This is a genomic window from Streptococcus nakanonensis (assembly GCF_059738785.1).
Genome location: NZ_AP027139.1, coordinates 1,142,528 through 1,156,083, shown reverse-complemented (window position 1 = coordinate 1,156,083; position 13,556 = coordinate 1,142,528). Strand labels below are relative to the sequence as shown.

General features: G+C 38.5%; 15 protein-coding genes, 2 pseudogenes and 1 other annotated feature. Of the genes and pseudogenes, 12 read left to right on the top strand and 5 right to left on the bottom strand.

Annotation, left to right across the window (positions count from 1 at the left end):
• Positions 1–74: 74 nt before the first annotated feature.
• Positions 75–644 carry a CYTH domain-containing protein gene (locus AC6I9F_RS05565; RefSeq protein WP_498020974.1) on the bottom strand — a complete coding sequence of 190 codons (570 nt, stop codon included), beginning with the start codon at positions 642–644 and terminating at the stop codon, positions 75–77.
• Between the two features lie 128 nt (positions 645–772).
• Here AC6I9F_RS05565 and yjbM point away from each other — a divergent pair, with 128 nt between their 5' ends.
• From yjbM to pta, 4 genes are read left to right on the top strand one after another with little or no spacing between them, the layout of a single operon-like run.
• A complete protein-coding gene (gene yjbM, locus AC6I9F_RS05560; protein WP_000171684.1) occupies positions 773–1,444 on the top strand; it encodes a GTP diphosphokinase in 672 nt (223 codons plus the stop codon).
• Positions 1,428–2,246 (top strand): NAD kinase, encoded by an 819-nt coding sequence (locus AC6I9F_RS05555; RefSeq protein WP_498020972.1) that lies wholly within the window; start codon positions 1,428–1,430, stop codon positions 2,244–2,246. Before yjbM ends, AC6I9F_RS05555 begins: the two co-directional genes overlap by 17 nt.
• The gene (locus AC6I9F_RS05550; protein ID WP_498020970.1) at positions 2,243–3,139 is read left to right on the top strand and encodes an RluA family pseudouridine synthase; all 897 of its coding nucleotides are present in this window, start codon (positions 2,243–2,245) and stop codon (positions 3,137–3,139) included. Before AC6I9F_RS05555 ends, AC6I9F_RS05550 begins: the two co-directional genes overlap by 4 nt.
• Positions 3,140–3,182: 43 nt before the next feature.
• The gene (gene pta, locus AC6I9F_RS05545; protein ID WP_498020969.1) at positions 3,183–4,157 is read left to right on the top strand and encodes a phosphate acetyltransferase; all 975 of its coding nucleotides are present in this window, start codon (positions 3,183–3,185) and stop codon (positions 4,155–4,157) included.
• Positions 4,158–4,605: 448 nt separating this feature from the next.
• On the opposite strand, the gene AC6I9F_RS05540 is transcribed toward pta, so the two are convergent.
• Positions 4,606–4,905, bottom strand: coding sequence for a YbaB/EbfC family nucleoid-associated protein (locus tag AC6I9F_RS05540; protein WP_000981526.1), 300 nt, complete (start codon positions 4,903–4,905; stop codon positions 4,606–4,608).
• Positions 4,906–5,296: 391 nt separating this feature from the next.
• Between AC6I9F_RS05540 and AC6I9F_RS05535 the strand changes: the two genes are divergently transcribed.
• The 4 genes from AC6I9F_RS05535 (at position 5,297) to rpmA (ending at position 7,167) form a co-directional block, all read left to right on the top strand.
• On the top strand, positions 5,297–5,995 hold the full coding sequence (locus AC6I9F_RS05535) for a YoaK family protein (RefSeq protein ID WP_498023191.1): 699 nt from the start codon (positions 5,297–5,299) through the stop codon (positions 5,993–5,995).
• A gap of 64 nt (positions 5,996–6,059) precedes the next feature.
• Positions 6,060–6,147: a sequence feature (ribosomal protein L21 leader region), on the top strand.
• 35 nt (positions 6,148–6,182) lie between these two features.
• Positions 6,183–6,497 carry a 50S ribosomal protein L21 gene (gene rplU / locus AC6I9F_RS05530; RefSeq protein WP_000109141.1) on the top strand — a complete coding sequence of 105 codons (315 nt, stop codon included), beginning with the start codon at positions 6,183–6,185 and terminating at the stop codon, positions 6,495–6,497.
• Between the two features lie 15 nt (positions 6,498–6,512).
• Positions 6,513–6,857, top strand: coding sequence for a ribosomal-processing cysteine protease Prp (locus tag AC6I9F_RS05525; RefSeq protein WP_050269755.1), 345 nt, complete (start codon positions 6,513–6,515; stop codon positions 6,855–6,857).
• A gap of 16 nt (positions 6,858–6,873) precedes the next feature.
• On the top strand, positions 6,874–7,167 hold the full coding sequence (rpmA, locus tag AC6I9F_RS05520) for a 50S ribosomal protein L27 (RefSeq protein ID WP_000916509.1): 294 nt from the start codon (positions 6,874–6,876) through the stop codon (positions 7,165–7,167).
• Between the two features lie 220 nt (positions 7,168–7,387).
• Here the strand turns inward: rpmA and AC6I9F_RS05515 are convergent.
• Positions 7,388–7,521: pseudogene (locus AC6I9F_RS05515) on the bottom strand (TIGR03943 family putative permease subunit); the annotation flags it as partial.
• Positions 7,517–7,579: pseudogene (locus AC6I9F_RS05510) on the bottom strand (permease); the annotation flags it as partial. The pseudogenes AC6I9F_RS05515 and AC6I9F_RS05510, both read right to left, overlap by 5 nt.
• A gap of 436 nt (positions 7,580–8,015) precedes the next feature.
• Between AC6I9F_RS05510 and AC6I9F_RS05505 the strand changes: the two are divergent.
• Positions 8,016–8,933 (top strand): bifunctional riboflavin kinase/FAD synthetase, encoded by a 918-nt coding sequence (locus tag AC6I9F_RS05505; protein ID WP_265477858.1) that lies wholly within the window; start codon positions 8,016–8,018, stop codon positions 8,931–8,933.
• 87 nt (positions 8,934–9,020) lie between these two features.
• On the opposite strand, the gene AC6I9F_RS05500 is transcribed toward AC6I9F_RS05505, so the two are convergent.
• Positions 9,021–9,869, bottom strand: a complete 849-nt coding sequence (locus tag AC6I9F_RS05500) for a YitT family protein (protein ID WP_000592063.1) — start codon at positions 9,867–9,869, stop codon at positions 9,021–9,023.
• A gap of 141 nt (positions 9,870–10,010) precedes the next feature.
• Between AC6I9F_RS05500 and AC6I9F_RS05495 the strand changes: the two genes are divergently transcribed.
• The 3 genes from AC6I9F_RS05495 to AC6I9F_RS05485 all read left to right on the top strand — a co-directional run bounded on the left by AC6I9F_RS05495 (position 10,011) and on the right by AC6I9F_RS05485 (position 13,555).
• Complete coding sequence (locus AC6I9F_RS05495) at positions 10,011–10,850, top strand: DegV family protein (RefSeq protein WP_498020957.1); 840 nt, start codon at positions 10,011–10,013, stop codon at positions 10,848–10,850.
• Between the two features lie 105 nt (positions 10,851–10,955).
• Complete coding sequence (locus AC6I9F_RS05490; protein WP_001284639.1) at positions 10,956–11,231, top strand: HU family DNA-binding protein; 276 nt, start codon at positions 10,956–10,958, stop codon at positions 11,229–11,231.
• Positions 11,232–11,653: 422 nt separating this feature from the next.
• Complete coding sequence (locus AC6I9F_RS05485; protein ID WP_498020945.1) at positions 11,654–13,555, top strand: ABC-F family ATP-binding cassette domain-containing protein; 1,902 nt, start codon at positions 11,654–11,656, stop codon at positions 13,553–13,555.
• Position 13,556: the final 1 nt, after the last annotated feature.

Below are 13,556 nucleotides of genomic sequence, written 5' to 3'. Positions count from 1 at the left end.
TATTTGCCTTACATATATGAACTGGGATTTGTGTATTTTTATCTTTTCTATTTTACCAAAAAATGGAGATTATTTCAGCTATTTTTCATACTTTTGACAAATCGAACCAATTTTGAAGGAGCTTTTTGATAGGAAATCTGATTTTTCTCTAAAAATTGTTGGAAATCCTGTTTGCCTTGCTCGTGATTTTCCACTTCAAGCTCCAATTCGTAATCCGTCATATCAAAGTATTGACTTTCATCCAGAGCCATGAGACCGATAGCTGTTTGCATTTCATAGCGAAGCGTTGTTAGACAACCAAGAACCTGCCATTCACTAGTTTGGATACCATGTTTAGCCAATTCATCAAGAACCAGCCCTTGAGGAAGTTCTTCCTTACTCAGATAGTTCTCAGCATCTTTTAGTTGCAATTTTTGGTTGTATTCCATGTTCCCAACACTTTGTGGGACTTTGAGTGTCAATTCTGCCCAGTCTTCAAAGGTTCGAATGCGCATAGCAACTTTCTTTTCTCGCAGCTCAAAATCAGGTGTGTCGATGTAGTAATTTTTTTGAAGAACAGGAGTGACACCTGTGAACTGGTCTTTTAGACGATCATGCTCATCTTTTTTCAATAGTGTTTTCAATTCAATTTCTAAATGTTTCATTTTTCTTACCTTTTCTTTATCGTTGAAAGCGGATTTATGGTATAATAAGCATTGTATTTATTGTATATGAATCTGGAGAAAAAATCAAAGATATTTTTGACGGATAATATGAGAACAAGGGAGAATATATGACCTTAGAATGGGAAGAATTTCTAGATCCTTACATTCAAGCTGTTGGTGAGTTAAAGATTAAACTTCGTGGTATTCGTAAGCAATATCGTAAGCAAAATAAGCATTCTCCGATTGAGTTTGTGACTGGTCGAGTCAAGCCAATTGAGAGTATCAAAGAAAAAATGGCTCGTCGTGGCATTACTTATGCGACCTTAGAACACGATTTACAGGATATTGCTGGTTTACGTGTGATGGTCCAGTTTGTAGATGACGTCCAAGAAGTTGTAGCTATTTTGCGTAAGCGTCAGGATATGCGTATCATACAGGAGCGAGATTACATTACTCATCGAAAGGCTTCAGGCTACCGTTCCTATCATGTGGTAGTAGAATATATGGTTGACACCATCAATGGAGCCAAGACTATTTTAGCAGAAATTCAAATACGTACTTTGGCCATGAATTTCTGGGCAACGATAGAACATTCTCTCAACTACAAATATCAAGGGGATTTCCCAGAGGAGATTAAGAAGCGATTGGAAATTACTGCCAAAATTGCCCATCAGTTGGATGAAGAAATGGGTAAAATTCGTGATGATATCCAAGAAGCCCAGGCACTTTTTGATCCTTTGAGTAGAAAATTAAATGACGGTGTAGGAAACAGTGACGATACAGATGAAGAATACAGGTAAACGAATTGATCTGATAGCTAATAGAAAACCGCAGAGCCAAAGGGTTTTGTATGAATTGCGAGATCGTTTGAAGAGAAATCAGTTTATACTCAATGATAGCAGTCCGGACATTGTCATTTCCATTGGTGGAGATGGCATGCTCTTGTCGGCCTTTCATAAGTACGAAGACCAACTTGATAAGGTACGCTTTATCGGTCTTCATACAGGACATCTGGGCTTTTATACCGATTATCGTGATTTTGAGTTGGATAAGTTAATGATCAATTTGCAGCTAGATACCGGAGCAAGGGTTTCTTACCCTGTTCTAAATGTGAAGGTTTTTCTTGGAAATGGAGAGGTCAAGATTTTTCGTGCCCTCAATGAAGCCAGTATCCGCAGGTCTGATCGAACCATGGTGGCAGATATTGTCATCAATGGTGTTCCCTTTGAGCGTTTTCGTGGAGACGGGCTAACAGTTTCAACGCCGACTGGTAGTACGGCTTATAACAAGTCTCTTGGCGGTGCAGTGTTACATCCTACCATTGAAGCTCTTCAGTTGACGGAAATTGCCAGCCTTAATAATCGTGTCTATCGAACGCTGGGTTCGTCCATTATTGTGCCTAAGAAGGATAAGATTGAACTCATTCCAACAAGAAATGATTACCACACCATTTCGGTTGACAATAGTGTCTATTCTTTTCGTAGTATCGAGCGAATCGAGTATCAAATTGATCATCATAAGATTCACTTTGTCGCGACTCCTAGCCATACCAGCTTCTGGAACCGCGTTAAGGATGCTTTTATCGGCGAGGTGGACGAATGAGGTTTGAATTTATCGCAGATGAGCATGTCAAGGTTAAGACCTTCTTAAAAAAGCACGAGGTTTCTAAGGGGCTTCTGGCCAAGATTAAGTTTCGAGGTGGGGCTATTCTGGTCAATGACCAACCACAAAATGCAACCCATCTATTGGATCTTGGGGACCGCGTTACTATCGATATTCCCGCTGAGGAAGGCTTTGAAACCTTGGAGGCTATTGAGCTTCCATTAGATATTCTCTATGAGGATGACCACTTTCTAGTCTTGAATAAACCCTATGGAGTGGCTTCTATTCCTAGTGTCAATCACTCTAATACCATTGCCAATTTTATCAAGGGTTACTATGTCAAGCAAAATTATGAAAATCAGCAGGTTCACATTGTTACCAGACTAGATAGGGACACTTCTGGCTTGATGCTCTTTGCCAAGCATGGTTATGCCCATGCACGATTAGACAAGCAGTTGCAGAAGAAATCTATCGAGAAACGCTACTTTGCTTTGGTTAAGGGAGATGGACATTTGGAGCCAGAAGGGGAAATTATTGCTCCGATTGCGCGTGATGAAGATTCCATTATTACCAGACGAGTGGCTAAAGGCGGAAAGTATGCCCATACTTCATACAAGATTGTAGCTTCTTATGGAAATATCCACTTGGTCGACATTCGCCTGCATACTGGACGAACCCACCAAATCCGAGTCCATTTTTCTCATATTGGTTTTCCTTTGTTGGGAGATGACTTGTATGGTGGTAGTCTGGACGATGGCATTCAACGTCAGGCCCTGCATTGCCATTACCTATCCTTCTATCATCCATTTTTAGAGCAAGACTTGCAGTTAGAAAGTTCCTTGCCGGATGATTTCAGTAACCTTATTACTCAGTTATCAACTAATACTCTATAAAAACTGTTTCAGAGTATAATTATTATCTTAAAGGAGAAAACTCATGGAAGTTTTTGAAAGTCTCAAAGCCAACCTTGTTGGTAAAAATGCTCGTATTGTTCTCCCTGAAGGGGAAGAGCCTCGTATTCTGCAAGCAACTAAACGCTTGGTAAAAGAAACAGATGTTATTCCAGTCTTGCTTGGAAATCCTGAAAAAATTAAAATTTATCTTGAAATCGAAGGGATCATGGATGGTTATGAAGTTATTGACCCTCAACATTATCCTCAATTTGAAGAAATGGTTGTTGCATTGGTGGAGCGTCGCAAGGGCAAAATGTCTGAAGAAGATGCACGCAAGGTTTTGGTTGAAGATGTCAACTATTTTGGTGTTATGTTGGTTTACTTGGGCTTGGTTGATGGAATGGTATCTGGAGCTATTCACTCAACAGCTTCAACAGTTCGCCCAGCCCTACAAATCATCAAAACTCGTCCAAATGTGACTCGTACTTCAGGAGCCTTCCTCATGGTTCGTGGCTCTGAACGTTACCTATTTGGAGACTGTGCTATCAATATCAATCCAGATGCGGAAGCTTTGGCTGAAATTGCCATCAACTCAGCAATCACAGCTAAGATGTTTGGTATCGAACCTAAAATTGCTATGCTAAGCTATTCTACTAAAGGTTCAGGGTTTGGTGAGAGCGTCGATAAGGTTGTAGAAGCAACTAAAATTGCTCACGACTTGCGTCCTGACCTTGAAATCGATGGTGAGTTGCAATTTGATGCGGCCTTTGTTCCCGAAACTGCAGCTCTGAAAGCTCCTGGAAGTACAGTAGCTGGTCAAGCAAATGTCTTCATCTTCCCAGGTATCGAGGCAGGAAATATCGGTTACAAGATGGCCGAACGTCTTGGTGGATTTGCGGCTGTAGGCCCTGTTTTGCAAGGTTTGAACAAGCCAGTTAACGACCTTTCTCGTGGATGTAATGCAGATGATGTCTACAAGTTGACCCTTATCACGGCGGCCCAAGCAGTTCATCAATAGTGAAAACTATAAAGCGATATACTATGCTATACTGTAGTTATGAAACTATGTACGAAAAGCACTGCCATTAACTCCTGGGGACTAAATTACTGATTGGTGTCAAAAAGGACAACTTCCAAGCGATGATATCCTGTCTATATACGACCTATAGAAATCTGTAATATATATGTCCGTAAAACGATAAATTCCCTTTTGGATTTTATACTCAATAAAAATCAAAGAGCAAACTAGAAAGATAGGCGCAGGCAGTACTTGAGTACGACAAGCCGACGCTGATATGGTTTGAATTTGATTTTTGAAGAGTATTAAATGAGTATGAAAAGAGAATTTTTTCATTAGAAAACGCATAATATTGAGTGTTTTTGACACCTGCTATTATGCGTTTTTTATAATTTTTGCACCTTTCTTAGCCTTTGTTATCGACAAGTATTGTTCTAGGTCCTTGTTTTTAGAATGGCAATTTCCCAGCGAAAGCACCCAGTTTTTTCTTGGTAGTTTCATCGATTTGTTCAAGAGCAGAGTTGATGGCTTGAACGGTCATATCAGAAAGAGTTTCAAGGTCCTCTGGGTCAACGACAGCTGGATTGAAATCAATGCTGACAACTTTCTTATCTCCAGTTAAGGTCGCTTGGACAAGGTCTTGAGCAGATTTGCCAACAAATTGCATAGCTGCAAGTTCAGCTTGACTTTGTTCCATTTGTTTTTGAAGTTTTTGTGCTTGGCGCATCATGTTTTGCATGTTCATCATAAGATTTTTAAGATTCCTTTCGTTTCAAGGGGATAATCCTTGTTGTTAACAAGTGCCTGATTTTCTCTCCTAATTGTTATTAGTAGCATAGCCATCAAGCCCAAGTATTGATTTTATTATACCATTTTTTTTAGACATAGTCTTTTATTGGTAAGAGTTATTTATGTCAAGGAGTGATTAGAAATAAATTAAAATAATGATTTTTGCTAAGAGAGGCTCTATTCTAGTTTCATGGAAATGATTTTACCAAAGGTTCGCTTTGTTTACAAACATGTTATCTCTATCTATTTTTGGATAAATAGTTATCTATTATTATGCTAATAGTAAAATCTAAATGGTAGCCTACGATTTTTTAGAAAGAAAATGGTACAATATTCTAAGAGAAAATACAATGGGAGGGAAAATGAGGTTATTACCTATAAGAAAAATATCACGTCAGTCTAAAAGGTTAGCACTTTTTTTGACGTTTTGTGCTGGATATGTGGATGCTTACACTTTTATTGTTCGCGGGAATACCCTTGTAGCTGGACAAACTGGAAATGTTGTCTTTCTTTCGGTAGAGCTAATACAGAATAATGTTTCGGATGTTAGGGATAAGCTTTTAACCTTAATAGCGTTTATGCTGGGAGTTTTTTTACTAACCATTTATAAGGAAAAATTGAGAATTGTGAAAAAGCCAATTCTGTCACTGATTCCTTTGGCAATCTTATCAATAGTTATTGGTTTTGTGCCGCAAACTGTGGATAATATCTATCTAGTGCCGCCCTTGGCCTTCTGTATGGGACTGGTGACAACTGCTTTTGGAGAAGTGTCGGGTATTGCTTACAATAATGCCTTTATGACAGGGAATATCAAACGGACCATGTTGGCTTTTGGAGATTATTTCCGGACCAAGCACACTCCTTTTTTGCGTGAAGGGTTCATATTTGTTAGCCTGCTTAGTAGTTTTGTCCTTGGTGTTGTCTTTTCAGCCTATTTGACGATTTTCTATCATGAAAAGACTATTCTTGGTGTTCCTATTATGATGAGTATTTTTTACCTTAGCATGCTTTTTGCCTCTTGGCAGAAAAAAGTAAAAGAAAAAGCGTGATTTTAGGTGTTATTACTTGTAAGAAAATAGGAGATATGCTATACTTGAAGAGTTGACTATGCACGATCCTGTGCAACCGCACGAACATCGTTGCTTGATTATTCAAGTTTAAGTGGTTCGTCCCACGATGCTAGGCGAGTCTTCACAAAAAATCGGGGAAACCCATAAAAATCATAGGAGGTGCATAATGAGCACATACGCAATTATCAAAACTGGCGGAAAACAAGTTAAAGTTGAAGTTGGTCAAGCAGTTTACGTTGAAAAATTGAACGTTGAAGCTGGTCAAGAAGTTACTTTTAACGAAGTTGTTCTTGTTGGTGGTGAAAACACTGTTGTCGGAACTCCACTTGTTGCTGGAGCTACTGTAGTTGGAACTGTTGAAAAACAAGGAAAACAAAAGAAAGTTGTTACTTACAAGTACAAACCTAAAAAAGGTAGCCACCGTAAACAAGGTCACCGTCAACCATATACAAAAGTTGTCATCAACGCAATCAACGCTTAATTTTAAGGAGAACACATGATACAAGCAGTCTTTGAGAGAGCCGAAGATGGCGAGCTGAGGAGTGCGGAAATTACTGGACACGCCGAGAGTGGCGAATACGGCTTAGATGTCGTGTGTGCATCGGTTTCTACGCTTGCCATTAACTTTATCAATTCCATTGAGAAATTTGCAGGCTACGAACCAATCCTAGAATTAAACAAAGATGAAGGTGGCTATCTGATGGTTGAAATTCCAAAAGATCTTCCTTCACACCAGAGAGAAATGACTCAGTTATTCTTTGAATCATTTTTCTTAGGTATGGCAAACTTATCGGAGAACTCTTCAGAGTTCGTCCAAACCAGAGTTATCACAGAAAACTAACACGGAGGAAAACATTATGTTAAAAATGACTCTTAACAACTTGCAACTTTTCGCCCACAAAAAAGGTGGAGGTTCTACATCAAACGGACGTGATTCACAAGCAAAACGTCTTGGAGCTAAAGCAGCTGACGGACAGACTGTAACAGGTGGATCAATCCTTTACCGTCAACGTGGTACACACATCTATCCAGGTGTAAACGTTGGACGTGGTGGAGACGATACTTTGTTCGCTAAAGTTGAAGGCGTAGTACGCTTTGAACGTAAAGGACGCGATAAAAAACAAGTTTCTGTTTATCCAATCGCTAAATAAAAAGGTCCAGTGAACCTTTTTATACCGAGCCTTGAACTGTAAAGGCGAGGAAGCTAGAAATAGCATAAATTAAGGCTTTCCGAGTTTTCGGAGAGCCTGTTTTTTTGTTTTGGTACCCATACTTTTTAATATGTATAGTGGATTGAATCTGGAATAGAACACTGTTAAAAATTGATTTGAGTTTCCTACTCGATTTCTTCAGATTTTATTTCAATTGACTATAAGAACTGGTATCTGGTTTCAAATATTGGCTTGTCGTCCCTTCACTTGTCTGAATGGCTTGATTCGTTTCTTCTGATAAGGGAAAAGATATTCTTTAGCTGAAACTGTCTGAGAATCCAAGCTAACAGATGGAGAGAAAAATAGCTCCAGTCTGAAGCACATTAGATGGGAGTTGTTGGAAAGCAGTCATCTAGTTTTTCTTTGCTGCTTTGGCTTTTTCTTTGTCATCAGGGAAAGTGACTTGCTTCAAATCAGGGAGTTTAGGAAATTCTTCAAACATCTTGCCCAAGTTGTCTCATTTTGTAAATTTTACAGCCATAGGTGTACCTCGATTCTAAATTCTACCTTTTCGGCACCAATTAGTAATTTAAAGTTCTCAGGAGTTAGTTGCATTGCTTTTTCATACATAAGCATAGTATGACACTTTATGGTTACTGAACAAGTCTAATCACTCCTTTCAAAATTTTGAAGATGTTCTACAAGTTTTTGAGAAGAATATTGCAAAGTTCATAGTTAAGCAACAATCGAGTGAAGTGCTTTTTGAAAACAGGTACACTTCAGGTGAAAAAAACGATATTTCAGATTTTCTGTTCCAGAAATAGCTATCGCTATGATATAATTATTTTATGATTATTACTATTCCTATAAAAAACCAAAAAGATATTGGCACACCATCTGATTCAGTCGTAGTCCTTGGCTATTTTGATGGTATACACAAGGGGCATCAAGAATTATTTCGTGTTGCCAATAAGGCTGCGAGAAAGGATTTATTGCCTATCGTCGTTATGACCTTTAATGAATCTCCAAAGATCGCTTTAGAGCCTTATCATCCTGATCTGTTTTTACATATTTTGAACCCTGCTGAACGCGAGAGAAAATTAAAGCGTGAAGGTGTAGAAGAATTATATCTCCTTGATTTTAGTAGTCAATTCGCTAGTCTCACGGCAGAAGAATTTTTTGCAACTTATATCAAGGCTATGAATGCCAAAATTATTGTTGCAGGTTTTGATTATACATTTGGTTCTGACCAAAAAACGGCAGAAGACTTAAAGGATTACTTTGATGGAGAAGTTATCATTGTACCACCTGTAGAAGATGAGAAAGGAAAGATTAGTTCAACTCGTATCCGTCAAGCTATTTTGGACGGAAATGTGAAAGAAGCAGGGGAACTTTTGGGGGCACCGCTTCCATCAAGAGGTATGGTGGTTCATGGTAATGCTCGTGGTCGTACGATTGGTTATCCAACAGCTAATTTAGTGCTTTTAGACCGTACTTATATGCCAGCAGATGGCGTTTATGTCGTTGATGTTGAGATTCAAAGACAGAAGTATCGTGCTATGGCTAGTGTCGGGAAAAATGTGACCTTTGATGGAGAAGAAGCACGTTTTGAAGTCAATATTTTTGATTTTAATCAAGATATTTATGGAGAAACCGTCATGGTTTATTGGCTTGATCGCATTCGAGATATGACAAAATTTGATTCTGTTGACCAATTAGTGGATCAGTTAAAGACTGATGAAGAAGTAGCTCGGAATTGGTCTTAAAAGATTGAGTAAACAAAAAAGAGGTTGTCTGTGACCTGAAAGATAGATGATTTAGTCTAACTTCTGAGGTCACTACACTACCTCTTTTTATTCTTTTTCAAAGGTAAATCCTTCTCCAAGGATTTCGTGGGCTTCTGTAATAGTTATAAAGGCTTGAGGATCGATTCGATGAATCATTTCCTTCATTTTCACAATTTCATTTCTACCGACAATACAGTAGATGATCTTCAAATTTTCTTTGCTGTAGTAGCCTTGACCTGAGATGAAAGTAACACCTCTTCCTAGGTCATCATTAATCGCTTTAGCAAGTTGGTCAGGACGTTTTGTAATAATCATAAAGCCTTTACCAGCATAGCCACCTTCTCCAATCAAATCAATGACACGAGAAACGATAAAATCAAATAAGAGTGTGTAGGAAACCAATCTCAAATCCTTGAAGATAAGGAGAATGAGCATGAGAATACAAAAATCTAAGATAAAAAGTAGTTTCCCCATTGATATATGAGTGTATTTGTTGAGAATACGAGCTAGAATATCAGTTCCGCCAGTTGTACCTCCAGCATTAAAAATAATTCCAAGGCCAATTCCCAATAGGATTCCCGCTATAAGGGCTGTGATCAGTAAATCACCTTGAAGGTCAATATGAAGGGGAATACGCTCAAAAAAAGCCAACCAAGCAGACAACGCTAAGGTTCCAAGCAAACTAGAATAGAGAGATTTTGCTCCAAATATTTTCCAAGCTAGGATGAAAAGGGGAATGTTAATCAGCAAGTTCATGAGCGAAACAGGGATTTTAAAAAGATAAAAGGTGATGAGGGTAATACCTGTCGCCCCTCCTTCAAAGAGATGATGAGGAACTACAAAATAAGTCAGCCCAAAAGCATAAATAGCAGCTCCTAATAAAATGGTTAAAATGGGGTAAATTTTTTTAATCATAGGACACCTCTTTTCTTATAAGTAGATTATATCAAATTTTTAAGGAAAATTTGAGTGACTCCATTAGGATTTTTAATCTTTTTTTGATATAATTAGAAGTAAGAAAACCAATCTGAATCCTAAAATAGAAAGATTGATACTATGACAAAAATTAAGATTGTAACCGATTCATCTGTTACTATTGAACCAGAACTAGTAAAGCAATTAGATATTACAATTGTTCCATTATCTGTAATGATTGATAATGTTGTTTATTCTGATGCTGATTTGAAAGAAGAAGGTAAATTCCTTCACTTGATGCAAGCAAGTAAGAATCTTCCGAAAACAAGCCAGCCGCCTGTAGGTGTCTTTGCTGAAGTGTTTGAAGACCTATGCAAGGATGGTAGCCAGATTCTTGCTATTCATATGTCCCATGCTCTTTCGGGTACTGTAGAAGCAGCGCGTCAAGGTGCTAGCCTATCTACTGCCGACGTAACAGTTATTGACAGTTTCTTCACTGACCAAGCCTTGAAATTCCAAGTTGTTGAGGCTGCAAAATTAGCGCAAGAAGGCAAAGACATGGAGACAATTTTATCTCATGTAGAAGAGGTCAAAAACAATACAGAGCTTTATATTGGTGTTTCAACTTTGGAAAATCTTGTTAAAGGTGGGCGAATTGGCCGTGTAACTGGATTGTTGAGTTCACTTCTCAATATCCGTGTTGTCATGCAAATGAAAGACCATGAATTGCAGCCAATGGTTAAAGGTCGTGGAGCTAAAACTTTTAAAAAATGGTTAGATGAGTTGATAACATCACTCGCTGAACGTTCTGTAGCAGAGATTGGAATTTCATATTCTGGTAGTGCTGATTGGGCAAAAGAGATGAAAGAAAGCTTACAAGCCTATGTTGAACAGCCAATTTCTGTTTTGGAAACGGGTTCCATTATTCAAACGCACACAGGTGAGAATGCTTGGGCTATTTTGGTACGTTACCACTCCTAAAAAAATAAAGAAAATGGGAAGAAATAGCGTTTTTAACTTGACCTAAAAGGGATTTTAGGATATGATTATATTTGTTAATTAGAATTATTTGGAGGAATCGTTAACATGGCAAACAAACAAGATTTGATCGCTAAAGTAGCAGAAGCTACAGAATTGACTAAGAAAGACTCAGCAGCAGCAGTTGAAGCTGTATTTGCAGCAGTAGCTGACTATCTTGCAGCTGGTGAAAAAGTTCAATTGATCGGTTTTGGTAACTTTGAAGTTCGTGAGCGTGCAGAACGTAAAGGTCGCAACCCACAAACTGGTAAAGAAATGACAATTGCAGCTTCTAAAGTTCCAGCATTCAAAGCTGGTAAAGCTCTTAAAGACGCTGTTAAATAATCAGCCTTTTAAAAGCCTATTGTATCAAGCTTTCTAGCTTGGTCAGTAGGCTTTTTAATTATGAAATCTAGTAATAAATAGAGTTAAAAAATTGAATGCTCCGAAAATATTGTATATATAGTAGTTGAATCTAAAATAGTACAAAACAATTTCTAAAACATCTATAGAAATTAATTTTACTTCCCCAATCGATTGGTTCTCATCTTATTTCAATCTGCTATACGTACGTATATAATGAAAAGAATTAAATAATAGACTTGTGCGATAACTATTTGAAGCAAGATTAGCTGGTTAGAAAATCCAACAAGATAGCGAAGGGTTTGTAATATAAAATGTACATAATTTATTTTATGTTACAAATCCTTCGCTAAAATACTTACCATTATCTTGAATGCCTTAGGGAAACATGCTATACTACTTGTATGATTATTTTACAAGCTAATAAAATTGAACGTTCTTTTGCAGGAGAGGTTCTTTTCGATAATATTAACCTGCAGGTTGATGAACGAGACCGGATTGCCCTTGTTGGGAAAAATGGTGCAGGTAAGTCTACTCTTTTGAAGATTTTGGTTGGAGAAGAGGAGCCAACTAGTGGAGAAATCAATAAGAAAAAAGATATTTCTCTGTCTTACCTAGCCCAAGATAGCCGTTTTGAGTCTGAAAATACCATCTACGATGAAATGCTTCTTGTCTTTGGTGACTTACGTCGGACGGAGAAACAACTGCGTCAGATGGAGTTGGAGATGGGTGAAAAGTCTGGTGATGATTTGGATAAACTGATGTCAGATTACGATCGCTTATCTGAGAATTTCCGTCAAGCAGGTGGCTTTACCTATGAAGCTGATATTCGAGCGATTTTAAATGGATTCAAGTTTGACGAATCTATGTGGCAGATGAAAATTGCCGAGCTTTCTGGTGGTCAAAATACCCGTCTGGCTCTTGCTAAAATGCTTCTTGAAAAGCCAAATCTCTTGGTATTGGACGAGCCAACTAACCACTTGGATATCGAAACTATTGCCTGGCTAGAGAATTACTTGGTAAACTATAGTGGCGCCCTCATTATCGTCAGCCACGACCGTTATTTCTTAGATAAGGTTGCGACAATTACGCTAGATTTGACCAAGCATTCCTTGGATCGTTATGTTGGCAATTACTCTAGTTTTGTCGAGTTGAAAGAGCAAAAGCTAGCTACTGAGGCAAAAAACTATGAAAAGCAACAGAAGGAGATTGCTGCTCTGGAAGACTTTGTCAATCGCAATCTAGTCCGAGCTTCAACGACCAAACGTGCCCAATCTCGTCGTAAACAACTGGAAAAAATGGAGCGTTTGGACAAGCCTGAAGCTGGTAAGAAATCAGTCAACATGACCTTCCAGTCTGAAAAAACGTCGGGCAATGTTGTTTTGACTGTTGAAAATGCGGCTATTGGCTATGATGGGGAAGTCCTGTCAGAGCCTATCAACCTAGACCTTCGTAAGATGAATGCTGTCGCTATCGTTGGTCCCAATGGTATTGGCAAGTCAACCTTTATCAAATCAATCGTGGATCAGATTCCTTTTATCAAGGGGGAAAAGCGCTTTGGCGCAAATGTTGAGGTTGGCTACTATGACCAAACTCAAAGCAAGCTGACACCAAGTAATACGGTTCTGGATGAACTCTGGAATGATTTCAAATTGACACCGGAAGTTGAAATCCGTAACCGCCTAGGTGCCTTCCTTTTCTCAGGAGATGATGTTAAAAAATCAGTCGGCATGCTATCTGGTGGCGAAAAAGCTCGTTTGCTTTTGGCTAAATTGTCTATGGAAAACAACAACTTTTTGATTCTTGACGAGCCGACCAATCACTTGGATATTGATAGCAAGGAAGTGTTGGAAAATGCCTTGATTGACTTTGATGGAACTCTTCTATTCGTCAGCCACGACCGTTACTTTATCAATCGTGTGGCAACTCATGTTTTGGAATTGTCTGAGAAGGGTTCGACTCTTTACTTGGGAGATTACGACTACTATGTTGAGAAGAAAGTAGAAGTAGAAATGAGTCAGACTGAGGAAGCTTCAACCAGCAATCAAGCAAAAGAAGTAAGTACACTCAATGACTACCAGGCTCAGAAAGAAAGTCAAAAAGAAGTTCGCAAACTCATGCGACAAATTGAAAGTCTAGAAGTTGAAATCGAAGAGTTAGAAAGTCAAAGTCAAGCCATTTCTGAACAAATGTTGGAAACAAACGATGCCGACAAACTCATGGAATTACAGGCTGAGCTGGACAAAATCAGCCATCGTCAGGAAGAAGCTATGCTTGAGTGGGAAGAATTATCAGAGCAGGTGTAAA